At 34.1% G+C, this 26,520-nt stretch carries 16 protein-coding genes and 1 rRNA gene; 6 read left to right on the plus strand and 11 right to left on the minus strand.

The genetic code is table 11. The features are described 5' to 3' along the window. Positions 1 to 118: 118 nt before the first annotated feature. Entirely contained in the window at positions 119 to 6,511 is a 6,393-nt protein-coding gene (locus O3884_RS05960; protein ID WP_371452400.1) for a ZmpA/ZmpB/ZmpC family metallo-endopeptidase, read from the plus strand. Positions 6,512 to 6,663: 152 nt separating this feature from the next. Here the strand turns inward: O3884_RS05960 and O3884_RS05965 are convergent, their stop codons facing one another. The 9 genes from O3884_RS05965 to O3884_RS06005 form a co-directional block, all read right to left on the minus strand. Continuing rightward, positions 6,664 to 7,413, minus strand: coding sequence for a DeoR/GlpR family DNA-binding transcription regulator (locus O3884_RS05965; protein ID WP_371452401.1), 750 nt, complete (start codon positions 7,411 to 7,413; stop codon positions 6,664 to 6,666). 171 nt (positions 7,414 to 7,584) lie between these two features. Continuing rightward, positions 7,585 to 8,178, minus strand: coding sequence for an RDD family protein (locus O3884_RS05970; protein WP_371452403.1), 594 nt, complete (start codon positions 8,176 to 8,178; stop codon positions 7,585 to 7,587). Positions 8,179 to 8,185: 7 nt separating this feature from the next. Further along, complete coding sequence (locus tag O3884_RS05975) at positions 8,186 to 8,905, minus strand: YebC/PmpR family DNA-binding transcriptional regulator (protein ID WP_003144482.1); 720 nt, start codon at positions 8,903 to 8,905, stop codon at positions 8,186 to 8,188. A gap of 283 nt (positions 8,906 to 9,188) precedes the next feature. Beyond that, on the minus strand, positions 9,189 to 9,524 hold the full coding sequence (locus O3884_RS05980; protein WP_060914166.1) for a glycine cleavage system H family protein: 336 nt from the start codon (positions 9,522 to 9,524) through the stop codon (positions 9,189 to 9,191). 198 nt (positions 9,525 to 9,722) lie between these two features. Next, a complete protein-coding gene (gene lplA, locus O3884_RS05985; RefSeq protein ID WP_371452404.1) occupies positions 9,723 to 10,745 on the minus strand; it encodes a lipoate--protein ligase in 1,023 nt (340 codons plus the stop codon). Positions 10,746 to 10,883: 138 nt separating this feature from the next. Beyond that, positions 10,884 to 12,056, minus strand: coding sequence for an NADH-dependent flavin oxidoreductase (locus O3884_RS05990; RefSeq protein ID WP_371452406.1), 1,173 nt, complete (start codon positions 12,054 to 12,056; stop codon positions 10,884 to 10,886). 32 nt (positions 12,057 to 12,088) lie between these two features. Continuing rightward, on the minus strand, positions 12,089 to 13,111 hold the full coding sequence (gene lplA, locus O3884_RS05995) for a lipoate--protein ligase (RefSeq protein ID WP_371452408.1): 1,023 nt from the start codon (positions 13,109 to 13,111) through the stop codon (positions 12,089 to 12,091). Positions 13,112 to 13,228: 117 nt separating this feature from the next. Then, a complete protein-coding gene (locus O3884_RS06000; protein WP_371452409.1) occupies positions 13,229 to 14,110 on the minus strand; it encodes an SIR2 family NAD-dependent protein deacylase in 882 nt (293 codons plus the stop codon). Then, positions 14,110 to 15,102 (minus strand): MsnO8 family LLM class oxidoreductase, encoded by a 993-nt coding sequence (locus tag O3884_RS06005; RefSeq protein WP_371452410.1) that lies wholly within the window; start codon positions 15,100 to 15,102, stop codon positions 14,110 to 14,112. Before O3884_RS06005 ends, O3884_RS06000 begins: the two co-directional genes overlap by 1 nt. Positions 15,103 to 15,561: 459 nt before the next feature. Between O3884_RS06005 and O3884_RS06010 the strand changes: the two genes are divergently transcribed. Together O3884_RS06010 and O3884_RS06015 are read left to right on the plus strand one after the other, a co-directional pair. Further along, positions 15,562 to 16,740, plus strand: coding sequence for an NADH-dependent flavin oxidoreductase (locus O3884_RS06010; RefSeq protein ID WP_371452412.1), 1,179 nt, complete (start codon positions 15,562 to 15,564; stop codon positions 16,738 to 16,740). A 587-nt stretch (positions 16,741 to 17,327) separates the two neighbouring features. After that, positions 17,328 to 20,450, plus strand: coding sequence for an SIALI-17 repeat-containing surface protein (locus O3884_RS06015; protein ID WP_371452414.1), 3,123 nt, complete (start codon positions 17,328 to 17,330; stop codon positions 20,448 to 20,450). 283 nt (positions 20,451 to 20,733) lie between these two features. On the opposite strand, the gene O3884_RS06020 is transcribed toward O3884_RS06015, so the two are convergent. Then, on the minus strand, positions 20,734 to 22,674 hold the full coding sequence (locus O3884_RS06020; RefSeq protein ID WP_371452416.1) for a KUP/HAK/KT family potassium transporter: 1,941 nt from the start codon (positions 22,672 to 22,674) through the stop codon (positions 20,734 to 20,736). A gap of 507 nt (positions 22,675 to 23,181) precedes the next feature. Here O3884_RS06020 and nagA point away from each other — a divergent pair. The 3 genes from nagA to O3884_RS06035 all read left to right on the plus strand — a co-directional run bounded on the left by nagA (position 23,182) and on the right by O3884_RS06035 (position 26,221). Beyond that, positions 23,182 to 24,330: an N-acetylglucosamine-6-phosphate deacetylase gene (gene nagA / locus O3884_RS06025; protein WP_371452418.1), complete on the plus strand. Its 1,149-nt coding sequence runs from the start codon at positions 23,182 to 23,184 to the stop codon at positions 24,328 to 24,330. 18 nt (positions 24,331 to 24,348) lie between these two features. Continuing rightward, positions 24,349 to 25,068 (plus strand): glucosamine-6-phosphate deaminase, encoded by a 720-nt coding sequence (nagB, locus tag O3884_RS06030; RefSeq protein ID WP_371452420.1) that lies wholly within the window; start codon positions 24,349 to 24,351, stop codon positions 25,066 to 25,068. 118 nt (positions 25,069 to 25,186) lie between these two features. Further along, positions 25,187 to 26,221 (plus strand): cyclically-permuted mutarotase family protein, encoded by a 1,035-nt coding sequence (locus O3884_RS06035; RefSeq protein WP_371452422.1) that lies wholly within the window; start codon positions 25,187 to 25,189, stop codon positions 26,219 to 26,221. Positions 26,222 to 26,368: 147 nt separating this feature from the next. Here the strand turns inward: O3884_RS06035 and rrf are convergent. Continuing rightward, positions 26,369 to 26,483, minus strand: a 5S ribosomal RNA gene (gene rrf / locus O3884_RS06040). Positions 26,484 to 26,520: the final 37 nt, after the last annotated feature.

Below are 26,520 nucleotides of genomic sequence, written 5' to 3' on the forward strand. Positions count from 1 at the left end.
ACAAATAAAAAAAATTATTGAATTTACACTACTTTATGTAAGCTAGATTAATTGCAATAACACGCCTTTTTTGGTAGAATTAAAGGGCAACAAAAAAATGTATAGGAGAAAAAATTTAATGCGATTGAAAAATGAAAATAATAATAAAATTTTAAAGTTTTCAATTAGAAAATTATCTCTTGGTGCAGCACCGGTTGTTATCGGGGCTTTATTTTTTGGAAGTCATGCACCGAGCGAAGCGCTTGCCAATGAAAACAACTCAAGCGTTAAGTATACTTACTTAGCTGAAAATGAATTGACCGAAGCTGAAAAAAGCTTAATCAAAAGAAGTATACCTGAAAATGTAAAAAACAACGAAACATACTACATGGTTTATAAAAAAGAAGCTAAACCTTCTACAGAAATTAAATCATTACCAAATACTGGACAAAGTTCACTACCTGTAGCTGGACTTGGGATTGGAACTGCGGTATTAGTAGTTCTTCTAATGTCGAAAAAACACAGAAACAAAGTTCTTAGCGTTGTGTTAATCGGAGCTATGGGACAAAGCATGGTTATGCCTTACCAATCATTCGCTTTCGAAAACAAAGAATTAGTACGCTACAACACACAAACAACAGTTGCTAATTCTAGTGAACTTGCGAATGGTGTAATCAACATCGATGGATATCGTTATGTTGGATATTTCACACTTAGTGATTTAGGTGTATTATCTCAACCAGAACAAAAAGTTCTACCAAAACAAACACAACCTATCGTTGAGCCGACACAACCTCAACCAGAACCAACACCTAAAGTTGAATATAAAACTACACCTGAAGTAGCACCTAAAACATTAGTAGAAAACAAACCTGAACTTAAATCTACTACTGAAGCTGTTCCTTTCAAAACTGTAGAACAAGCTGATGCTACTCTTCCTAAAGGACAAACTAAAGTTGTTCAAGAAGGGGTTAACGGTGAACAAATCGTATTTAGCGAAGTAACTACTGTTGATGGTAAACAATCTAGCAAAGTTATCAAAACTTCAATTACAAAACAACCTGTAGATAAAGTAATTGCTATTGGTACTAAAGAGGAAGTTGCACCTACTCCCGTTACTCCAACAACTAAAGTAACACCTGCTGAAGGTGAAAAATCTCCATCTGTAGTAAAACCTGAAGTTGTAACTTCTACAGAAGTAGTTCCATTCCAAACTATCACTCAAAATGATGCTACTTTACCTAAAGGGCAAACTAAAGTTGTTCAAAAAGGAGCTAACGGTAAACGTACTATTTTAACAGAGGTAACTACTGTTGATGGTAAACAAACTAGCACAGTACTAGAAAACACAATCACAGAACAACCTGTAAATGAAGTTATTGCTGTGGGAACTAAAGAAGAAGCAGTTCCAGCTCCTCAACCTGTTAAACCAGAGGAAACTAAACCAACTCAACCTGAAAAACCTGAAGAAAAAGTTGACAAAACAGCATTAAAAGCTCAAATCGATAGAGCTCTTGCACTAGTTCCTGCTGATTATTCAGCTGCAAGCTACGAAGCTCTTAAACCAATTTTAGCAGCCGCACAAAACGTCTACGCTTCAGATTCTGTAAAACAACCAGAAGTAGATAACGAGACTGCTAAACTTAAAGCTGCTATCGATGCTCTAAACGTCAACAAAACGGACTTAAACAAAACTATCGCCGATGCGAAATCTAAAACTAAAGATCACTACAGCGATACAACTTGGGCTAACCTTCAATCTATATTAGCTGAAGCTGAAAAAGTTACAAACAACCCAGCAGCAAAACAAAGCGAAGTAGACCACATTAACGAAAAACTTAAAGCCTCTATTGCTGGATTAAATACAGATAAGACTGAACTTGAAAAACAACTAGCAGCTGCTAATTCTAAAGTTTCTACAGATTTCAGTCCTGCGACTTGGTCTGCATTAGAAGAAGCTAAGAAAGCAGCTCAAGCTGTAGAAGATAACGCAACTGCTACACAAACTCAAATCGATGAAGCTGCTAAAAAACTTAAAGCTGCTATCGATGCTCTTAATGTTGACAAAACAAAATTACAAGAACAAATAACAATTGCAGCTACTAAACAAGAAGCTGACTACAGTCCAACAACTTGGAATAACTTCAAAAATGCTGAAATTAAAGCTAAAGAAATCAACAACCAAACTACTCCACTTCCTAAACAAAGTGAAATAGATGCGGCTACTAAAGCTCTTCAAGATGCTATTAAAGCTCTTGCTGTAGATAAAACTGCATTACAAAACGCTATTAACACAGCTAACAGCAAACGTAAAGAAGAATACACTACTCAAACATGGAAAGCTTTAGAAGAAGCCCTTGCAGCAGCAAACACTGTAAATGCAGATAAAGCTACTACTCAAAGCAAGGTGAATGCAGCTACTGAAAAATTAGAAGAAGCTATAAAAAACTTAGTTAAATTAACTGAGAAACCAATACTAAAATTCGTAAATACTGACAAGAAAGTATTAGATAAAGAAGTAGTTGCTAAGTATTCTCTAGAAAATCCAACTAAGACAAAAATTAAATCAATCACAGCTACTCTGAAGAAAGATGGAGCAGTTGTTAAGACAATTAATTTATCAGAAAATAATTTAGATGCTTTATTAGATAATCTAAAATACTACCAAGAATACACTCTATCTACTACTATGGTTTACGATAGAGGTAATGGTGAAGAAGCTGAAACTTTAGAAGATCAACCAATTCAATTAGACCTTAAAAAAGTTGAAATTAAAAACATTAAAGAAACAAGTTTAATTAGTGTTGATCCTGAAGGTAACGAAACTGACATCAGTCTACTTTCAGAAAAACCAGCGAATGTTGCACCACTTTACCTACGAGTTACAACTCACGATAACAAAGTGACAAGACTTTCTGTTGATAAGATTGAAGAAGTAGTTAAAGACGGAAAAACTTTATACAAAGTTACTGCAACTGCTCCTGATTTAGTTCAACACACAGATGCTTCTAAATTAGCTAATGAGTACGTTCATTACTTCGAAAAACAAAAATTAAAAGAAGGTAATGTTTACTATAACTTCAACGAACTTGTAAAAGACATGCAAGCTAACCCTACTGGAGAGTTTAAACTTGGTGCAGACCTTAATGCAGCAAATGTAAAACCTAATGGGAAATCTTATGTAACTACAACATTCAAAGGTAAATTACTAAGTAATGATGGTGGAAGATTTACTATCCATAACTTAGCACGTCCTCTATTTGGTAGAGTCGAAAATGCCCATGTTCATGATATTAACTTAGGTAATGTAGATATTAACTTACCTGGGGACAATAAAGTTGCACCTCTTGGTGAAATGTTCAAAAACTCAAATATCGAAAATATTAAGGTAACAGGTAATGTTGTAGGTAACAACGATGTTACCGGTATGGTTAACAAACTTGATGAATCAAATATGCGTAACGTTGCATTTATCGGTAAGATTAACAGTCTTGGAGATAAATCTTGGTGGTCTGGAGGTCTTGTAAGTGAAAGCTGGAGAAGTAATACAGATAGCGTTTATTTCGATGGTGATATTGTAGGTAACAACTCTAAATTCGGTGGACTTGTCGCTAAAGTTAATCACGGTGGAAACCCTAACGATTTCAAACAACGTGGTAGATTAACAAATTCATTTGTTAAAGGTACTATGACACTTAAAAACCACGGTCAAAGTGGTGGTTTAATCCACGAAAACTATGACTGGGGATGGGTTGAAAACAACGTTAGTATGATGAAAGTTACAAACGGAGAAATCATGTATGGAGCAAGTTCAGTTGACACTGGAGATTCATACTTCGGATTCGATAACTTCAAGAATAACTTCTATGTAACAGATATAGCTACAGGATTATCTTCATACAAAAAATCTAAACAAATTAAAGGTATTACAGAAGCTCAAGCATTAGAAAAATTTGCTAAAATGGGAATCACTGCTCATGAGTATGCAATTAACGAACCAGTAGTTAATACTCTTAACAACATTAAACCAAAAGCTGACACTTATAAAGATACAGAGGACTACAACGCTGAGCGCGAACTTGCTTACCGTAACATTGAAAAACTTCAACCATTCTACAATAAAGAGTGGATTGTTAACCAAGGTAACAAGATTCCAGCTGGATCTAAATTATTAACTACAGAAGTTTTATCTGTTACTGCAATGAAAGATAATGAATTCGTAACTGAACTTGGTGATGCCAACCGCATTATCGTTCACTACGCTGATAAGACAAAAGAAATCTTTAACATTTCACCTAAAGAATCTCAAGTGAAACAAGTTAAAGAATATAGCATCGCTGAACTTGGAGAAATAGTTTATACTCCTAATATCGTTGACAAAGACCGTAGCGATTTAATCAGTGCTATCGAAAGCAAATTAAGTCCAGTAGAATTACAATCTGACCCTATTTACCAACACTTAGGAAGAACAGGTGGTAACAAAGTAAATGCAATTAAGGATCTTTACTTAGAAGAAAGCTTCAAGTACGTTAAAGATAACCTTAACAAATTCGTTACTAAGTTAGTTCAAAATGAAGATCACCAACTTAACACTGATGAAGCTGCTAAACGTGCATTAATTAAGAAAATTGATGATAATAAAGCTGCGGTTCTTCTTGGATTAGCTTACCTAAACCGTTACTACGGTGTTAAATTCGATGACTTTAACATTAAAGAGTTAATGTTATTCAAACCTGACTTCTACGGTAAGAACGTTAGCGTCTTAGACTTCTTGATTAAAGTTGGTTCTAAAGAAAGTAACATTAAAGGTGATAGAACTTTAGAAGCTTATCGCGAAACTATCGGTGGAACTATTGGTATAGGTGAGTTAAACAGTTTCTTAGACTATAACATGCGTCTATTCACAAGTGATACTGACTTAAACGATTGGTTCATAAAAGCAACTAAAGATAATGTATATGTTGTTGAACCGAAAACAACAACACCTGAATTCGCAGATAAGAAACACAGAGCGTACGAAGGATTAAACAACGACATGCACGGTAAGATGATTCTACCACTTCTTAACTTGAAAGATGCTCATATGTTCTTAATCTCAACATACAACACTATGGCTTACAGTTCATTTGAGAAATATGGTAAGAACACAGCAGCAGAACGTGAAGCATTCAAGAAAGAAATCGATAAAGTAGCTAAAGCTCAACAAAATTACCTAGACTTCTGGTCTCGTCTATCATTAGATAAAGTTCGTAACCAACTACTTAAGAGCAATAACATGGTACCAACACCAGTCCTAGACAACCAAAATTACAAGGGAATCAGCACAGATAAATATGGACACACTAATAGTGGTAAAGATGTAGCTCCTATCCGTGAATTATACGGACCAACAGGTCGTTACCACGCAACTGACTGGCGTATGGGAGCTGTAGCTCGTATTTACGGTAACCCTTATAAAGATGATTCTGTATTCTTCATGGTTACTGATATGATTAGTGATTTCGGTATCTCAGCGTTCACTCACGAAACTACTCACGTAAACGACCGTATGGTTTATTTAGGTGGCTCAAGACACCGTGAAGGAACTGACCTAGAGGCATTCGCACAAGGTATGTTACAATCACCTGCTGAAACAAGTCCAAATGGCGACTTTAAAGCACTTGGATTAAATATGGCATACGAACGTCCAAACAACGGAAACCAATGGTATAACACTAATCCAAACGACCTTACATCTCGCGCGGAAATCGATCATTACATGAAAGGTTTCAACGATACTCTAATGCTTCTTGATTACCTTGAAGGGGAAGCTGTAATTGAGAAACACAGTAAAGAACTAAACAACGCTTGGTTCAAGAAAGTTGCTAAGAAATTACGTAATGCTAATACGAAGAACCAATACGATGAAGTTAGAGACCTAAATGAAGAAGAAAAAGGATATGAGTTAAACTCTGTTAACGACTTAGTAGATAAAAACTTCATGACTAAACATGGTCCAGGTAACGCTATCTATGATCCAACTGGATTTGGAACTGCCTACGTAACTGTACCTATTACTGCAGGTATCTACGGAGGTAACACAAGTGAAGGTGCTCCAGGATCAATGTCATTCAAACATAACACATTCAGAATTTGGGGTTACTACGGATACGAAAAAGGATTCTTAAACTACGCTTCAAATATGTTAAAAGCAGAATCTAAAAAAGCCGGTAAAGATACTCTAGGTGATGACTTCATCATCAATAAGATTTCTGACGGTAAATTTAACAACCTAGAAGATTGGAAGAAAGCATACTTCAAAGAAGTTGTTGATAAAGCTAAAGCAGGATTTAACCCTGTTACAATCGACGGTACTACATACAGTAGTTACGACGACTTAAAACGTGCATTTGCTGAAGCAGTTGAAAAAGATAAAGCAACTCTTAAAAATGGAGCAGTTAAATCTGACAATACTGTTGCACTTAAAGAGAAACTATACAAAAAACTTCTTCAACAAACAAACAGCTTTAAAACTTCTATCTTCAAATCATAATTTGAATAACAAAAACCTAGATTTAGTAATTTCTAAATCTAGGTTTTTTAATGTTTCAGAGAGTATTCCTTTAAGTTTGAAATTACGTAAATTGTGCAACCTCAAGACTCATAAAAAATTCAGGACTATTTTCAAGTCCTGAATTAATGTTTTTATATTATTTCTACTTCTTTTCTATATTGATCTTTAATATTTTCATCAAGAACATCATCACTGATGATTGCTGTTAAGTCTTTGAGTTGGAAAAATGTATAAAATGCATGAGTTGAAAACTTACTGTGATCGGCCAGAACATAACGTTCAGTCGCATTATTAAGGATTGTCTCGTTACAACGCCCTTCTTCTTCATCAGAGATAGTAACTTTCTCTAAATCTATACCATTTACTCCCACAAACGCCTTATTAACACTTATTTTACTAAGCGCATCTTGCGTGAAATACCCTATAAATCCTTTTGTTTTTTGACGATATCTTCCACCGATAAAAATAAGATCGCAAGATGGATTATCTTTGAACTGTTCAAAAACCGTCAATGAATTGGTTACTATATTAAGATTCTTATCTTGTAAAAATTCTGCCAAATAACTTGTAGTACTTCCAGGACCGATAAAAATTGTCTCATTATCTTTTATAAGATCCGCTACTTTTCTAGCTATTTGTTTTTTCTCTTCAATATTTACAGAAATCTTCTTATTGTAATTGTCTTCCTGGTAAAAGTTTTTCGGTTTTAATTTTGCTCCACCGTGTATTCTAGTAAGGTGACCATAGTCTTCTAACTCCTGTAGATCTCGACGTATCGTCATCTCTGTTACCTTCATATCATGAGCTAGTTTGCTCACGCGTACTAAATGCTTTGTTTTTAACTCGTCTAAAATATAGCTGTGTCTATCTATTTTTAACATTTTTTCTCCACTCTAAACTAATAAATTTAACACTTATATTTTAACACTTTTTTTGAAAATATAAAACTGAAAACATAAAAAAACATGAAAACGAACGTTAATTCTAACATAAAACATAAAAAACTAGCTACATCTAGGTTTATGTCAACCTGGAGTAACTAGTTTTATTTATTATTTTTCTGTATCTTCTTTTGTTTTTTCTTCTTTTGGTTGTTCTGTAGCCGCAACAACACGCATATTTAATAGTCTATCATATAGCATTATTGAATCTTTACGTTTAAGAACATATGTTTCATACAGCCAGAATAACGCTGAAACTGGTACCGCAGCCCAACCTACTGTAACTTTAATTAAGAATTCTCTGATTAAGTATCTAGAAAATTCAATTTTCTTGTTGTCAGTTGGAACTAATCTTATTTTAAAAAGTTTTTTCCCGATTGTTTGACCTTGCCATTTATGAGGTAGGTATCCATATAAAAGAACCGCAAAAATAACTATTGAAATCGTCATATATAATGCATTTCTTTCATTTTCCGCTCCACCCTGAGCTCGTAAATTCGCAGTAGTATACTGGAATACAAAAGCTATCGGTAGATAAATCGCTAAGTCTATTAGATATGCAAAGAAACGTTTAACGATTGATGCTGTTTCTCCATTTATATCTAATATTGGTTCTTGTGCTGGTGCTGAAATATCACTTAATGACGGCTTTATATTTCTGTCGTTATAGCTATATGAAGTATTTTTTTTAATCTTTTTTACCATGATTCACCTAGGCTTCTAAGTCAACGTTGTGGTATACTTGTTGAACATCTTCACAGTCATCAAGCATTTCTAACATTCTTTCGAATTTAGCTTTGTCTTCTTCGCTTAATGTTACTTCGTTTTGAGGAATCATTGAAATCTCAGCAACTTCAAACTCTTCAATTCCAGCAGCTTTTAGAGCTTCTTGGATTTCGTGGAAGTTTTCTGGTTCACCGTATACTAATGTTAATTCATCTTCTTCGATAATATCACGAGCATCGATATCAGCTTCCATAAGAATTTCTAATAATTCATCAGCACTTTTACCTTCAACACCGATTACCGCAGTGTTGTCGAACATGTAGTTAACAGAACCAGTAACACCTAAGTTACCTCCGTTTTTACCTAATGCTGTACGTACTTCAGCTGCTGTACGGTTAACATTGTTTGTAAGAGTATCGATGATAACCATTGTTCCACTTACACCGAAACCTTCATAACGTAATTCATCATAATTCTCTTCACTTCCACCTTTTGCTTTTTCAATAGCACGGTCAATAATATTTTTAGGAACACGGTAAGTTTTCGCTCTTTCTAAAACTACTTTTAGATTTCTGTTACTTTCTGGATCTGGTTCTCCAGTTTTCGCTGCTTGGTAGATTTCACGTCCAAATTTAGCATAAATCTTACTAGTGTTAGCGTCTTTTGCCGCTTTTTTTTCTTTAATATTATTCCATTTACGACCCATAGTCTTTTAATCTCTCTTTCTTTATATAAATATTTTCCATAATAGTAATTTCCCTCACCAAAAACGGCTAGAAAGTTATTACATACCACTCTATATTACTATATTTAGCTTATTTTTTCAAGCATCGACTAAGTAATTTAGCTATCTTCTTTTGAATTTTATATTAATATTAAATATGATTATTTTCTAGCGGAATTTTGTCCACATTAAAAGTTTTCAACATAAAAAAATTCGGCATATAAGAAAATTCTTATACACCGAATCTATTAAATAACAAATGTTATTATTTGTAGTCTGGTAATTTGTTAAATTCAGCTTCATCAACGTTTGTTAATTTAACGATCCAAGATTCTTTTGGATCAGCTGAGTTTAATACAGTTGGCTCTTCTTCAGCTTTTTTGTTGTATTCTACTACATCACCAGCTAATGGTGCGTTAACGTCTAATACAGTTTTTGATGCTTCTAAACGTAAGATAACATCATCTTTTGCTAATTTTTCATTTTTTGAAAATTCTACGAATCCTACAGTTCCAACGTCATCTTGTAATTCTGCTGTTGGTCCAACAATGTAAACTCCTTCGTTCTTTTCAATCCATAAAGCTTTTGCTAATTTTTTCATTTTACAACCTTCTTTCTTATAATTTTTCTTGAGTATCAATGTTCTAATTTAACACTGATTTTTTACTGAAGTGACAATTATACAACATAAACAAAAAAAAGTCAACAAAAATTTTAATTCTACAGAAATTGATTTTTAATTTCAGTTAGAACTAAAAACTAATAAGTCACTGCGTCAAGATATCATTTAATATTCACCTTAACTCAATATCAAATCTACAAATTCTTGCGCTTCTACTTTTCCGAAATAATGTGATAAGTCGATACTTTTTAACACTTCTAGTAAATCTTCTTCTTTTACCCTTACTCCGATTAATTTCTCCTCAACATCACCGACATTACCTTTCCCGAAAAAGTCTCCGTAAATCTTAGCTTTTGTGATTCGTCCCGCTTCTACTTCCAGATTAAACTCAACAGTCCCAATTCCAAGACGAGCATCTCTATTATAATTATAACGTGGTGACTTTCCGTAATTCCAATCCCAGTTTTGATATTTTTTAGAAAGCAACTCATCGATTTCTTGCCAATCTTCTTCTGTAAGTTCATAACGTTTTATGTCTTGGAGTCTTTCGCAATTAAACAGACGACATAGGTATAAGTCTTTGAAATCTACTACAGATAAATCTCTATATTCCTCGTCTAAATACTCTCTAAGACCTGTAACTCTACTTCGTACCGAATCAATTCCTTTCGACTCAATTTTTTTACGATTAGGTGTTAGTACATTAACCATCGCATCATAATTAACATCTAGAAGTAGCGTATATCCCCCGTAAATTTTACCATTAACAAGTGTCATGGCAGCTCCGCTAACTTTCTTTCCATCGACAACAAGGTCATTTCGCCCTGTTTGTTCAACCTCACTCACACCTAAATCATGCAAGATATTTACCGCAGGTTCATAGAATTTTTTAAAATTACCATAAACATTACTATCACCACTCATAATAAGGCAGATATTCACAGCACCATCATCTAAAAATACCGTACCTCCACCTGTATCACGTCTAACAAGGGTGATTCCGTGAGCTTTCATGTACTCATGGTTAATCTCTTTTTCGGCATTTTGAAAAAGACCTATCTGCACCTTCGGTTTGCAACAATAAGGGAATATAATATCCTCATCTAAATCCAATTTATTCAAAACATGTACTTGTATCGCTAAGGCTACTGCCCCATCGTAAATATATTGTCCATTTCTTATTGGCTCTATTAAATACATAAGCACTCCTTATTCTTCATATTACAACACAAGCAGCTACCATTATCTAAGTTTCCCCTTACTTAACAGTAGCCGCTTCGTCTTAATAGTCTTTCATTCTTTAATTACTACTCTCACCACTTCATCATGACAATCTTCTTAGTAATTTTCTTCTAATTTTCTGAATTCATCTCTCGTATGTTGTGGCAGACTCTTACCATAGTCCATCATAAGCACAATATCTTTAAACGCAGCTTTTGGGATCGCTAGTCTTTCGATATCTTCTACACCTACATCTAGATTAATGTCTTCCTCACGATTTTCTCTGAATTTAGCTACAAAGTCCGGTTCAGCAACAAAAACACTAGATAAACCTACCATCTCAGCATGCATAATAGCTTCACGACTTTTTTCTATGCTATTAATTCCACCAGTCGCCATCAAAGGAACACGCCCCGCTAGATGTTTATGAACTACTTCGTTAATCAAACGACCTTCGTTAGGACCTTCAGCACGAACTTTATTTAGATAAATATTTTGACCCCAACTCGCTATCGCAATGTAAGATAATGGCACTCTTTCTAGTATCCAATCTGTGAGTTGATTGAACTCTTCGACAGTATAACCAATTATCGCACCACGAGTCTCTTCTGGTGTTGCTCTATATCCTAGAATAAAATCCTCAGGTGCTTCGTTTTTTATAACTTCATACACCGCTTCAAAAACTTCGAGGATAAATCGAGCTCTATTTTCTAATGAATCTACACCATACTCATCATGGCGTTTATTCGATACAGTTGAGAAAAACGTCTGTAGCATTAGTTTTTGCGCTGTAGATATTTCTATCCCTGCAAAACCTGCGCGTATCGCTCTTCTCGTCGCATCTTTGTATTTTTGTTTAATCTCATCGATCATCTCATGAGACAACTCTTCTACCTCGTGTTCAAATGGAAGATGCAATTTCAACTTACTAGGACCATAAACCTTATGATTTACCCCATAGTAATTCGCACCCGCACCTGAATAAGTCAGTTGCAAAATAGCCTTTGCTCCAGCATCTTGCATCGCACTTGCCATTTTCGTAAGTCCTGGAATACAGCTATCATCATGTGCTCCGAAACCAAACTCGAACAACTGCCCATCAACATCGACATAAGCCGCACCTGTCACCTGCAGAGGCGCTGATTTAGCACGTCTTAATGCATAATCCAAGTCTTCTTTTGTGATAATTCCATTTTTTGTGGAAGAGTTAGTCGTCATCGGTGATAGTACGAACCTATTTTCTAACTGTACCCCGTTTGCTAGTTTTATGGGAGTTAATAATTTTTCCATAAACTCACACCTCTTTTACATAGTTTGTAAAACTAGCTTAAGATTAAATCTACTAATTCTTTAGCTTCTACATTTCCGAAGTAATGAGTTAAATCAATGCTTCCTAATGCTTCTAGTAAATCTTCTTCTTTTACCCTTACTCCGATAAGTTTTTCTTCTACGTCACGTACGTTACCTTTACCGAAGAAGTCTCCGTAGATTTTCGCTTTAGTAATACGTCCTTCTTCAACTTCTAAGCTGAAATCAACTGTTCCGATCGCAAGGTGAGCATCACGGTTGTAGTTGTAACGTGGTGATTTTCCGTAATTCCAATCCCAATTACGGTATTTTTCATCTGCTAATTTTTCAATTGCAGCCCAATCTTCATCAGTTAGTTCATATCTCTTCGCATCTTTAATATCTTCGATTCCCATTAATCCGCAGATAATTAAGTTTTTGAACTCGTCGATTGTTACGTTTTGGTATTCAGGTTTTAATAGTTCACGCATACCCATTACACGTGCTCTTACTGATTCAATACCTTTTGATTCAATTTTTTTACGGTTTGGAGTTAAGGCATTAACCATCGCTTCGTAGTTTACATCAAGAAGTAATGAATATCCTCCGTAGATTTTACCACGTACTAATGTCATCGCAGCTCCACTTACTTTTTTACCGCGAGCAGTTAAGTCGTTACGTCCTCTTTGCTCAACTTCTGTAGCTCCTAAGCTGTGAAGTACATCTACTGCTGGTTGGTAGAATTTTTCGTAGTTTCCGTATACATCAGTATCCCCAGGCATTAAGAAACATACGTTAACAGCACCGTTATCAACGTACACAGCACCACCACCTGTATCACGACGAACTAGGATAATATCTTTTTCTTTCATATATTCGTGGTTTACTTCAGTTTCAGCATTTTGGAATAATCCGATTTCTACTTTTGGTTCGCAGTAATATGGGAAGATTACAGTCTCATCGATATCGATGTTGTTAAGCACGTAAACTTGCATCGCCATTACTAGCGCTCCATCTGGTAAATATTTTCCGTTTCTAATTGGTTCTATTAAATACATAATTCTTTCTCCTTTATTTGTTAATTTTTGTTAATGTATTTTTTTAGCTAATATTAAATTATATCGCGCGAAATTTATGCGCATTGTACTATGTTTAGAGTCAACTTATGCGAGGTTTTAAGTCTCATTTTTTTTCAACAACTCATCTACTTCTAACGTTAACTCTTTACTATTTTGGTTAAACCACAGCACTCTAGAAGTAATTCTTTCTGGGAATTGATATTTCTTCTGATTCATAGTAACCATTAAAGCATCTGGATTTTTATCAAGTTCTCTATAAAATGGATATTTTATAAACTGAGGCGTCGTAAATCCTACCCCTATTTCGATAAACAATGTTTTCTTATCACGATTATTTTCTAAAAATTCATTGTATTTATCAAGATGTTCGAAAAAGATTGGATCTTCCACCATTCCTTTTTCAGCATTACGCTTATTAACCTCAAGTGGAGCTCCACATTCTGGACATAGTGGAATAGACCTGTAGTCAACTTCCATATTCTCCTGTTCAACAGCCAGTCTACGCATTAAAGCTTCATCTTGGTACGTCTTCGCATGGCAATGTTTACTACACTGCATAAGCCCGTACTTACCTTGAATATGAAAGACTTTATCCATATCATAACCCGCAACATCAAAAGCATTATCAGCATTTGTCGTAATAATATGATAATTTTTATCCTTTAGGATATTTTTTAATGCTAAATAACTCGCACCGACAGGTTGATCAAAGTAATTTAACAAAACAAAACGACTTTGAAATGCCCAATATTCCTGTGAACTTGGGAAATCAAACAGACTCGCCTGTAACATGTCTAAAAACTTATATTTTTCCACAAAGTCTTTAAAGTTACTCGTAAATCTCTCTCCAATATAAGTAAAACCATCCGCAGCTGACATTCCAGCTCCTATTCCTATGACTATCGCCTCAGCTTCTTCTATTAGCTGTGCTAGTTTTTCGGCATTGTTTTCTTCTAACTCTATAGCCTTCCAAGTCATTAATTTTTCTCCTCTTTTTCCATTAGCTCTTTAGCTAAAATCTCAATAATATTCTTTCTTCTTTCTATCGTTGGTACTAAAGGTATACACATCAACTCTTCTAATTCGAACTCCATAGCTAAGTTTTTAAGTTTTTCTATCACCGTTTCCTTCGTACCCCAAACTAAACGTGTTCTGTTCTTTTCTACTTTTTCTATATCCGCTTCACTTATCTCATAGTCTCTAGCTGTTTTTATACTAGGGAATCTGTCAAATTCTGTAAATTCTTTCTTGCCAAGAAGCCACACATCTAAACAGCGTACTAAATCTTTTGCTTCCTGTTCATCTTCCCCTATCGCTATAAATACAGCAACCACATCTTGGGGTGTTTTTTGTTGTTCACGCATTTTAGTACGATACGTATTTAAGCATCTTTTAGCTGTCTCTATATAATCTACAGCTTGATTAAAGAATAGACCATACACGTAATTTTGTCCTAGCTCCGCAGCTAGATTCGCACTTTTTTCACTAGTAGATAATAACCACATAGGGCTTACCTTCGCTTCCGGTGGTTGAACTAGTGTTTCAGTACCTGTAAGAAGTTCTAGTAATTCTCTACAGCTATCATTGTACTCTTCTCTTGTTATAGGTGTCGTATCCATCAACGTCTGAACTGCTTTGGTCCCAGGATTATTCCCTATCCCAAGATTCACCCTATTTGGATATAGAGCACTTAGAAGTTTGATCCATTCGCTAATTTTATACGGTGAATAGTGAGGAATCATTATCCCTCCTGAACCTATTTGTATCTTTTCTGTATTTTGAAGAAGGTGCAACATTAATAATTCTGGACTACTACTAGCAAGTGCTGATACCTGATGATGCTCAGCCATCCAAAAACGACTGTAACCTAGTTTTTCAGCTAGGCAAGCCAGTTCTGTACTTTCTTCTATAGCCTCTATCGCAGTCTTTCCTTCATCTACAATAGCATAATCTAAAATACTAAGTTTCATATTATTATCCTCTTATGTTTTACATTTATTTTATATTTGGGTCTGACTCAAAAATCATGATTTCGGAGAAATCGATTTTGACAGGTCAGCCAACTTCTTACATATTATTTAGATTTACATAAATTCTATCCTCTGTTTTTTATAGAGTTATTAAAAAATTTATCTATTCTCAAATTCATTTTTACCTTTTTATCTAGTAAATTATCTGATATAATTAATTGTAAGAAAACCTTTTCTGAAACTACGAATTTATTATAACACATTTTCAGTAAAAGTACACACACCTAGCACCATTACTTTAAAATTTTATAAAAAAATTATGGTGATTTAATCTATTTAACTTTTATAGATTTACATAAATAAAAGAGAAGTTACTACAGATTTTAGTACTGCATTTCTTATCACTTATATATTGGTTCTAGTTGTATGTTATTTTCATTACTTAAAGGGGTATTTTTTATGAAATCAAAATTATTAACACCTGTTAAATTAGCTAACGGAATAGAACTAGAAAATCGTTTCGTACTTTCTCCTATGACGACGAACTCTTCTACTGCCGAAGGATACATTACAGAGGAAGATCTTCTTTATGCCGAAAGACGAAAAAACACAGCACCATTACAGATTACCGGAGCCGCTTATATAAATCTTGAAGGTCAACTTTTTGAATACGGCTTTAGTGTTCATGATGATGCGTGTATTCCTGGACTTAAAAAAATGGCGCAAGCTATGAAGTCTGGTGGAGCGAAAGCTATCCTACAGCTAACACATGCAGGACGTTTCGCTAACCACTACGTTACTACTAATAAACGTGCTGTCGGTCCAAGCTATATGGAACTTAACTCACCTGTAGAACATATCGTTCACCCTCTTTCTATAGAAGATATACAAAAAATAAGAGAAGATTACAAGCGTGCTGCGAGTCGTGCTATCTCAGCTGGTTTTGATGGTTTAGAAATCTCTAGTGCCCAACGTCTTCTGCTACAGACATTTTTCTCTACCTTCTCTAATGAACGTCATGACGAATATGGAGTAGATACATTAGAAAATCGCTCTCGCTTCATCCTTGAAGTTTTTGAAGATGTATATGAAGTAATTAAAAAAGAAGCACCTAAAGACTTTATTTTCGGTTATCGTGCAACACCTGAAGAAACTCGCGGAGAAGAAGTTGGTTATACAGTTGAAGAATTTAATCAACTTACAGATTGGTTATTAGAACGAGTCCCTCTATCATATATGGCAATTGCCAGCTGGGGACAAAATATTTATCTAAATACGGTACGTGCAGAAGGTCCACATCACGGTCGCCTTATTAACGAAGTTGTCTACGAGCACTTAAATGGAAGAATTCCATTAATTGCATCAGGGGGTATCAATACTGTAGAAAAATGTGAAGCAGCTATACTGCATGCAGATATGATTGGATTATCTTCACCATTTGTCGCAGAACCAGACTTTGTAGAAAAACTGAAATCAAATCATATAGACGATATTAATCTAGATGTTGGGGTTGAAGACATAGATCGTCTAGCTATTCCAAAAGCCGCATTTAAAGACATCGTGCTAATGATGGACTACGGTAAGAGTTTACCTCAACACACTAGGGATGAATTCAGAAAACTAGAAGACAATTATTAATAATATATATTTTTAGAAGAATTTCAAAATTTCAGATTCGAACATCTTATTTTTTGGAATTCTTCTTTTATTTGATACAGATAAAAAAATCTATATTGCACACATATTCTTTTAAAAATTTAATGCATTTTATATTATTTTCAATATAAAATACACCTTAAATTCAAACTTCCTTTAGTTATAAAAATTAATATTTCAAGCTTTACATATTCTTTGTAACATAAATTTAATATTTAATTTTTTTTAACATTTAAATCCACTTATTAAGAATTATATTTATATTTTTATCAGAAAATACAATTTATTTATATCACTGTATTACTATGCTTACATCCTAACTTTCATTTTTTATTTATTCATTTTTTTATGCAATTTTATTTGTTTTAGAATTTTTAAAACATCAGTTTACTATACAGGTATTAAATTACATAACTTACCAAAGTCCTTGTTTTATAGTTTTTCTTCTAGTATAATAGAAATTATGAATACACTAATTGTCTCTGAAAGTTCTGTTTACAACTTCAAAACAAACATTTTAGAAACAAAGTCATTATTATATATTTTTTTAAAAAAGGGGATTTATTTTTATGGTAACAAAAAGAAAATATTCATTACGTAAATTTAAGGTAGGTGTAGCATCTGTCCTTGTTGGACTAGGTGTAGCGACTACTGGAGCAGCTGTAGCACATGCTGCTGAAACACAACCTGCAGCTGCTGAAACACAACCTGCTGGAGAAACTGGTACTACTAACGCATCTGGAACAGCTGAAACTCCTAAATCAGAAGTTACAAGTCCAGAAATTAAACAAGCTGAAGCTGATGCTAAAGCTAAAGAAGCTAAAGTTACTGAAGCTCAAGCAAAAGTAGACACAACTACTCCTGCAGCTAACGAAGCAGCTACTAAACTAGAAGCAGAGAAAAAAGAAGCTGCTGATGCTGATACTGCAAAAACTAAAGCAGAAGAAGCTAAAAAAACTGCTGATGATGAATTAGCTGCTGCTAAAGAAAAAGCTGCTGTAGCTAAAGCTAAAGCTGACGAAGAAGCTAAAAAAGAAGAGGATGCTAAAAAAGAAGAAGCAGATTCTAAAGACGCTCTATCAAAAGCTTTAGATCAATTAGAAAAAGATATCGATGCTAATGCTAAGATTACAAATAAAGAAGAAGCTAAAAAAGTACTAGCTAAAGAAGATGTACTAGCTGCTGTTGAAAAAGGTGATTTAAAAGCTGGTGATGTTCTTAAAGAATTAGCTGATGATAACGAAAAAGCTGAAGCTAATAAAGAAACTGAGAAAAAATTAAGAAATAAAGACCAAGTTGATAGTGCTACACCCGCTACAACTCCAGCTGCTGAAGCTAAAACTAAAGATGCTCTTCCTCAAGACATTAAAGCTGGAATCGATAAAGCTGAAAAAGCTGATGCTGCTCGTCCTGCATCAGAAAAACTTCAAGATAAAGCTGATGACTTAGGTGAAGAAATCGATGCTCTTAAAAAAGATACTGACGCTTTAAAAGCTGAAGAAGATAAAAAAGCTGAAGCTCTTAAAAAACAAGAAGATACATTAAAAGAAGCTAAAGAAGCATTAAAATCTGCTAAAGACAACGGTTCTTCTAGTGATATCGTTACTTTATTAGATAAAGCTGTAAAAGATATCGAAAAAGCTAAAGAAGCTGCACAAGACGCATTCGATAAAGCTGCTTCAGATACTCAAGCTTATGCTGAAGAACTAAACAAACTTACTGACGAGTACAATAAAACTCTAGAACAAGTAAAAGCTGCTAAAGAAGAAGAAGCTAAAAACCCACCTAAAAAAGAAGAACCAGCACCTGAAGCTCCAAAAGAAAAAACAGAAGCTGAAAAAGCTGCTGAAGCTAAAAAAGAAGCTGACGCTAAAGTTGCTGAATTAGAGAAAAAAGTTGCTGAAGAAGCTAAAAAAGTTGAAGAAGCTACAACTAAAGCTAAAAAAGAAGCTGACGATGTAACAGCTGCTGAAACTGCAAAAACTGCAGCAGACAAAGCTAAAGCTGATGCAGAAGCTGAATTAGCTAAAGCTAAAGAAGAAGCTGAAAAAGCAAAAACTAAAGTTGAAGAACTTAAAAAAGAAGAAAAAGACAACTTAGAAGCTCTTAAAGCTGCTTTAGATCAACTTGAAAAAGATGCAGAAGCTGAAATTAATAAAAATGCTAAAATCACTGACAAAGCTAAAGCTATCGAAGAAGCTAAAGCTGCAATTGGTAAAGACGCTTTACTAAAAGCTATCCAAGATGGTGTTATCACAGCTACTCAAGCTGCTAAAGAATTAGAAGATCAAAATACGACTGCTGAAGCAACTAAAGATCAAAATCCTCAAGCAGACGAAATCGGTGCTACAAAACAAGAAGGTAAAGCACTATCTGAGCTTCCAGCTGCTGATAAAGAAAAATTAGATGCTGCTTACAACAAAGAATCTAATAAACCAATCGTTAAAAAACTTCAAGATATCGCTGATGATATAGCTGAAAAAATCGAAAAATTAACTAAAGTAGCTGATAAAGACAAAGCTGATGCTACTGAAAAAGCTAAAGCAGTAGAAGAAAAAACTGCTGCATTAAATAAACAAAAAGAAACATTAGAAAAAGCTAAAACTGCACTTGAAACAGCTAAGAAAAACAATGCTGAGCAAGCTATTCAAGATGGATTACAAGATGCTGTAACTAAATTAGAAGCTGCTGTTGCTTCTGCTAAAACTGCAGCTGATGAAGCTCAAGCTAAATTCGACGAAGTTAATGAAGTAGTAAAAGCATACAAAGACGAAATTGACAAACTAACTGACGATTACAACGCAACTTTAGGTTATATCGAAAACTTAAAAGAAGTTCCTAAAGGTGAAGAACCTAAAGACTTCGCAGGTGGTGTAAATCCTAGCGATGCTCCTACTGATGACGCTAAACAACCTGACGAAGTTCCTACGGCTCCGAATGCTCCTGAATTCAGCGGTGGTGTTAACCCTAGTGACTCTCCATCTGGAGATAATGGATCTGATTTCAATGGTGGGGTAAATGATGCAACTCCTCCTACTGTAGCTGACGCTCCTGAATATACTGGTGGTGTTAATGCTGCTGAAGCTGCAGTAGCTGAAGAAAAACCTGAATTCACTGGTGGAGTTAACGCTGTTGAAGCTGCTGTTAACGAAGTTCCTGAATTTAAAGGTGGAGTTAACGATGGAGATGCTACAACTGTTCCTGGTAAACCAGACGGAGAAGCTCCAAAACCTTCTAAACCTGAAGCTTCTAACGGAGATGCCCTTGTACAACCAGAACTTCCTGCATTTGGTGCTAAAAACCCTGAAATCAAAAAAATCTTAGACGAATTAGAACAAATCGTTCAACAAATCAAAGATGGTGAAGAAAATGGCGCTGAACCTTACTATATCGAAGGATTAACAAAGAGATTCAACGACTTAGAAGAAGCATTAAATACTTTATTAGAAAACAAACCTGCTATCCACGAAGTACCAGCATTTGACTTAGCTAAACTTGGAACTGCTCAACCTTCTACACCTGGTGTAGACTTCGGACAAAAAGCTCCTGAAGTTAAAGAGCCAGCTAAAGTTGAAGCTAAAAATGAAAAATCATTACCAAACACTGGTATGAATACATCTAGCACTACAGCTCTAGGATTAAGCTTAATCGGATTAATCGGACTTGCTGTAAGACGTAAACTTTCTAAATAGGCAATTAGTGTATAAATAATTTTAAAGAGTATGGATTTTCCATACTCTTTCCCTTTTTACTTCATAAAAATAAGAGGAATCAGTATCGATTCCTCTTATTTACTTATAACTATTAGTTTTTCTTAGTTTTTAAAACACCTGATAATAGTAACATAAGCATTCTAAGTGCTGCTGTTTCAGCTTCTTTTTCACCTGTATTCAGTAATTTAATATTTTCTTTTTTATGAATTTCTGGTGTTGGTTTTTCTTCTAACTTTGAAACCTCTGGCGTTGCTGGTTTTTCTTATTTTATTCTTGTTAATCTTTTTACTGTGCTTTGAACAACATTTAAAGGTACCGCTTCTTTAGTAATAACACTAGTATCTAATCCAAACCATTTTTCTGGGGTTACTGTAATTTTTTTCAGTTTCAACCTTAATCCCATAATAAAATTATCAAATGAAGATAAGCCATTGCTGTTACCTAATACTTCTTCTATTAATACGAATCTAAAGTCTCCTACAGTTTCTGCTTTCCCTCTTAAGTTATACTTGGTTGGTTGCAATTCTAACTCTTTATCTTCTAATAAATCCGCGATTACCTGTCGCATAAACATATTAACCCTTTGATTCTCTCTGAATCCTAGATTAAAGGTAATTTTTAATATTTTTTTATCACTAAATTTAGTAACTTTGTACTCTCTTCTATAAGGTTCGTCTAGTACATTTATATGAACGAAGAAGTAGACATTTGCTCGTTTAGGTTGTTTATTCAAGATAGAATACAAGACTGCATAATCCACATCTTCCTCTTGCTTAGCCCCTGTTAAATATACTAGGTTTGTCGCATATTTTGGCACACTTTTATCCGTACTTAATTTCAACAACTGTTTCGTATAATTTTTTACAGTTAAATATTGACTCTCACGCTCTTTAATTTCTGTTCCTTTATACCAAATAAACATTATACTAAATATTAATAAAGCAATAATTACAGTTATATAACCACCATTTACGAATTTCAAACTATTTGCATATAGGAAAAACAGCTCCTCTATTCCGAAGAATAATAAGAAAATTAGCGCAAAAGTTTTTTTGTTTTTCACTTTGTATAGATATATACTTAACAGCAATGTTGTTACAAACATCGTTATACTAATACTTAATCCATACGCAGCTTCCATATTACTACTTGTTCTAAAAAATAATACTACACAGCTACTGCAGATAAATAATATTATATTAACCGCCGATACATAGACCTGACCTTTTAATTCTGTAGGATATTTTATCATTAATTTCGGGAAAAGGTTTAATTTTATCGCCTCTGATATTAGCGTAAATGATCCTGTGATTAAACTTTGGCTCGCTATTACCGCAGCAAGTGTCGCAAGTACTACCTGAAATACTATAAAACTATCCGGTACTATCGCAAAGAACGGATTTTTTATCGCGCTATAATTTGTTGATAACAGATACGCTGCCTGACCGAAATAGTTCGCAAGTAAGCATACCTTTACAGAAAACCACGCCATTCTGACATTTTTTCTACCGCAGTGACCTAAATCTACATATAAATCCTCGGCTCCTGATACACATAAAAATACCGCTCCTAATAGGACAAAAACACCAGGATAACTTATTAGCAACTGTAATGCATATTTAGGATTTACAGCTTTTAATATTTCAGGTCTAGTACTAATAGATTTCACTCCCCAAAATAATAGTGATAAAAACCATAAACTCATTATAGGTCCAAAGAGCGAACCTATTTTTTTCGTTCCAAAGCGTTGAAATGAAAAAATAAATACAAAAATTATAAGCACTAAGACAATTACATCATTGGTATTTATAGAAGGTATAATATCATGTAATCCTTCTACCGCAGATGTAACTGTGATTGCAGGTGTTATTATTCCGTCCGCAAGGAGTGTTGCTCCACCTATCATCGCTAAAAGTGCTACACTACGTCTTGTTCTATTTTTTATTAAAGCAAAAAGTGAGAATACCCCTCCTTCACCTTTGTTGTCAGCCTTCAGTGCTATCATTACATATTTCGTCGTAGTCTGTAAGGTCATTACCCAAAATATTAAACTAACAAAGCCTAGAACTAAGTTCTCACTCATCGTCGCATCAGCATTGTTAACAAATGATTTCATAACATAAAGAACCGAGGTCCCTATATCACCAAATATTATTCCTATTGTTATTATTACACCAAGAAAGGTTAATCTTGATTTATCCATATATTCAACCTCTTATATAATAAGTTAACATAAAATTACTTCTATAAAATCAGTAATTATATTCTAAATATAATTATATTCCTCTTATAATCAAAGTCAATAGTAAGTATCTTGAGTTTTTATCATTATATAAAAGAGATTTTCCTCTATAAAATCAATAAAAGTAATATTTAGAAAATTATTATTCTAGAAATATTTTCCACTTTATTATCAGTTTACATAATTTTTTTACTTTTAAGACATTATATTCTAAGAAAATATCACGATTAAAAAATTTGTATTTTACATTATTAGCTCTCCTACATTGACATAACACCTTAAATTTTTTCATTAAAAAATCAGTAATTTCTTGTTTTATAAAAACTACCAAAAACACCTTTAAATTAATTTTGAAAACTTTTACTTTTCTACTTTACAAATATATTTAAAATGTGTTAACATTAAGTTAAAGAAGATTTAACACATTAAATTTAAAGATAGAATATTTTTTAAAAAAGGGGTGCTATTATGCTAATAAAAAGTAAAAAAGTTTGGTCAAGCGGACAATTTCTTCCTCTTATTGTAGAAGTAGAAGATAAAAAAATTACTGCTGTTTATGATTATGATGCATTCGATAAAGTAGATTATGACTTTGGATCTAATCGTATTTTACCTGGTTTTATAGATGTTCATACTCATGGAGCTTATGGTTACGATACAAATGATGTTAACGAAGAGGGGCTTCGTAACTGGACTAAAAATATCGTTTCTGAGGGAGTAACATCATTTTTACCAACAACAATTACACAAACTGAAGAAGTTCTTCTAAAAGCTGTTGCGAATGTAGCAAAAGTATACGAAGAAGGTTATGAAGGTGCCGAAATTTTAGGTATTCACTTCGAAGGACCTTATCTTGATGTAGAAAAACGTGGTGCTCAGCCTTTAAGTTGTATCCAAACACCAAGCGTTGAACAATTTAAAAAATTCCAAGCAGCTAGTAAAAATCTAATTAGACTTATTACTATCGCATGTGAAAAAGACATCGACTACAAACTTACTAAATACCTTGTAAGCCAAGGCATTCGCGTAAGTCTAGGACACTCTGCTTGTAACTATAAAGAAAGTTACCTAGCATTCGCTAACGGTGCAACTTCACAAACTCACGTTTATAATGGAATGGTTGGTTTCCATCACCGTGACGGAGGTCAAGTAGGCTTCGCGTTTCGTGCACGAGATGCTTACGGAGAAATTATCTGCGACGGTATTCACTCTACTACAGATGCTTTAAACACATACTTCACAGCTAAAGGTCGCGATCACGGAATTATGATTACCGACTCATTATGTGCTAAGGGTTGTGGACGTGGTTCTTACATCTTTGGTGGAGAAAATATGGAAATATATGAAGATGGTAGTGCTCACCGCGATGACGGCCGTTTAGCAGGTTCTACACTTAGAGTTATCGATGGACTACGCGTTTTAATTGAGGATGCTTTAGTTCCTGTAGATGCTGCCATTAACTCTTGTACTAAAAACCCAGCAGAAATGTTAGGATTTGCTGATCGTAAAGGTAAAATCAAAGTTGGCTTCGATGCTGACCTTGTTGTTATTAGTCCTACATACGAAGTTCTAACAACATTCGCGCGTGGAGAAGAAGTTTATAAAAAAGAAGATTAAAAAGTAAGGGGTAATTCTATGAAATATTTAGTTTTTGATTCTAAACAAGAAGCTTCAAAAGAAGCGTACAAAATTTTAAGAAGTTTAATTGATGAAAATTCAACACTAGGTCTTGCTACTGGTGGATCACCTACAGGTTTATACGCAGAAATGATTGCAGACCATAAAGCAGGAAATTTTAGCTATAAAAATGTAAAATCTTACAATTTAGATGAATATGTAGGTATCAGCTATGATCACCCAGAAAGTTACCATAAATTCATGGAAACAAACTTATTCGATCATATTGATATAGAAAAAGAAAATACACATGTTCCTGACGCAAGTGCTGAAGATTTAGAAAGTGCTCTTAAATCTTACCAAGAAGCGCTTAATAATGCTAATATTGACGTTCAACTATTAGGTGTTGGTTCAAATGGTCATATCGGATTTAATGAACCAGGAACTTCTTTTGATACTGGAGTACATATTGTTGATTTAAAACAAGAAACAATAGAAGCAAATTCAAGATTCTTTAATAATGATATTAATCTAGTACCAAAACAAGCAGTAACTATGGGAATAAAAGATATTATGAAGGCTAAACACATAATCTTATTAGCTTTTGGTAAAGCAAAACAACAAGCGATTAAAAGTTTAGTAGCAGGTGAGGAAATAACTGAAGATATTCCTTGTACTGTTCTAAAAAATCACCCAAGTGTATATGTAATAGTAGACAAAGAAGCCGACTTTAAATAACAAAATTTGTGGGAGTGGCCCTCGACTAAACAAAAATCACTAGTCGAGCCCTCCCACTATAATAAATATATCGATGTAAGCGTTTGATTTTAAAAATAATAGGGAGGTACTAAAATATATGAGTACACAACTTAAATGGACAAATATAGCTACTGTAGCGGCTCAAAAAGGCTACGAAAATAATATTGGTACAGCAGGATTAGTTAAAGGAGTATTAGGCAATAAACTAATCTTCGGTGGTGGGGCTAACTTCCCAGGTGGACTTCCTGTAGATGGAGGAGTTAAAGTAAATCATAAAGATATATATCTATATGAAGAAACAGCTGACGGAGTAACTTTATTAGATCAAATTCAATTTGACTACCCTCTAGCATATGGGCCAAGTGCAGTGCATAACGATACACTGTACTACATCGCGAATAAAACCGAAACATCATCAGAATTATTAGCATTCACTGTTGTTGATAATAAATTAAAAGTTGAAGTAGTCGATACTCTTCCACTTACTGTAGAAAATGTTATCGCAAAAGTTAACGACAATAAACTATACTTCGGTATCGGATCTATTAATGGATCAAATAACAATGAACTATATGCATATGATTTAACAACTAAGAAATTTGAAGTATTCTCTGAATTTCCTGGGAAATTACGTAATCAAGCTGTAAGCTATGTACATAATAATGAACTTTATGTATATGGTGGAGGTGCGAGTGAAACTTATAACGATGGCTTTAAACTTAACTTAGAAACAAAAGCATGGACTCAACTTGCTGATGTGGTTATCGATAATGAAGAAGTATCTCTATTAGGTGCTGATTGGGCTCCATTAAATGACCATGAACTTCTAGTAATCGGTGGATTCAATAAAGATGTTTGGAAAGATGCGGTATTTAACTTAACAACATTACAAGGTGAAGATCACGCAAAATACCGTGATGCATACTTCAGACGTCCTGTAAGTGACTACAGATGGAATAAAAAAGAATTAGTATACAACTTAAAAGAAAACCGCTGGTACCAATTAGGAGAAATTCCTTTTGAAGCTCCTTGTGGACATGCTTTATTAGCTACAGAAACTAATATTTATTCAATCATGGGTGAAATTAAACCAGCAGAAAGAAAACCATATATCCACAGAACAAAAAAATAAATAAAAGAACTACTTAGCAAATAAATGTTAAGTAGTTCTTTCTTTATTAATCATATATGAAATTATACTATTAAAAAAATAATACATTTATTTATTAGTATAATCTACGTAAAAAAAGAACCTTCCAAAAGGAAGGCTCTCACTGTTGCCTGGCAACGTTCTAGTCTCACAGGGCGTAAGCCCAACTACATTCGACGCTAAAGAGCTTAACTTCTGTGTTCGGTATGGGTACAGGTGTGTCCTCTTCGCTATCGCCACCAGACGAAAACTTCATATACATATTATATCATCTTTTTTCT

Source organism: Gemella sp. 20925_1_85 (assembly GCF_041433735.1).
Classification (GTDB): Bacteria; Bacillota; Bacilli; order Staphylococcales; family Gemellaceae; genus Gemella.

What these genes read in the sequence shown, in the direction of transcription:
- lplA (WP_371452408.1), bottom strand. Translation starts at nt 13,111, where the DNA reads ATGTATTTAATAGAACCAATTAGAAACGGAAAATATTTACCAGATGGA.
- O3884_RS06000 (WP_371452409.1), bottom strand. Translation starts at nt 14,110, where the DNA reads ATGACTTGGAAGGCTATAGAGTTAGAAGAAAACAATGCCGAAAAACTA.
- O3884_RS05965 (WP_371452401.1), bottom strand. Translation starts at nt 7,413, where the DNA reads ATGTTAAAAATAGATAGACACAGCTATATTTTAGACGAGTTAAAAACA.
- O3884_RS05970 (WP_371452403.1), bottom strand. Translation starts at nt 8,178, where the DNA reads ATGGTAAAAAAGATTAAAAAAAATACTTCATATAGCTATAACGACAGA.
- O3884_RS06010 (WP_371452412.1), top strand. Translation starts at nt 15,562, where the DNA reads ATGAAATCAAAATTATTAACACCTGTTAAATTAGCTAACGGAATAGAA.
- lplA (WP_371452404.1), bottom strand. Translation starts at nt 10,745, where the DNA reads ATGTATTTAATAGAGCCAATAAGAAATGGACAATATATTTACGATGGG.
- O3884_RS05960 (WP_371452400.1), top strand. Translation starts at nt 119, where the DNA reads ATGCGATTGAAAAATGAAAATAATAATAAAATTTTAAAGTTTTCAATT.
- O3884_RS05975 (WP_003144482.1), bottom strand. Translation starts at nt 8,905, where the DNA reads ATGGGTCGTAAATGGAATAATATTAAAGAAAAAAAAGCGGCAAAAGAC.
- O3884_RS06015 (WP_371452414.1), top strand. Translation starts at nt 17,328, where the DNA reads ATGGTAACAAAAAGAAAATATTCATTACGTAAATTTAAGGTAGGTGTA.
- O3884_RS05990 (WP_371452406.1), bottom strand. Translation starts at nt 12,056, where the DNA reads ATGGAAAAATTATTAACTCCCATAAAACTAGCAAACGGGGTACAGTTA.
- O3884_RS06035 (WP_371452422.1), top strand. Translation starts at nt 25,187, where the DNA reads ATGAGTACACAACTTAAATGGACAAATATAGCTACTGTAGCGGCTCAA.
- O3884_RS06020 (WP_371452416.1), bottom strand. Translation starts at nt 22,674, where the DNA reads ATGGATAAATCAAGATTAACCTTTCTTGGTGTAATAATAACAATAGGA.
- O3884_RS06005 (WP_371452410.1), bottom strand. Translation starts at nt 15,102, where the DNA reads ATGAAACTTAGTATTTTAGATTATGCTATTGTAGATGAAGGAAAGACT.
- O3884_RS05980 (WP_060914166.1), bottom strand. Translation starts at nt 9,524, where the DNA reads ATGAAAAAATTAGCAAAAGCTTTATGGATTGAAAAGAACGAAGGAGTT.
- nagB (WP_371452420.1), top strand. Translation starts at nt 24,349, where the DNA reads ATGAAATATTTAGTTTTTGATTCTAAACAAGAAGCTTCAAAAGAAGCG.
- nagA (WP_371452418.1), top strand. Translation starts at nt 23,182, where the DNA reads ATGCTAATAAAAAGTAAAAAAGTTTGGTCAAGCGGACAATTTCTTCCT.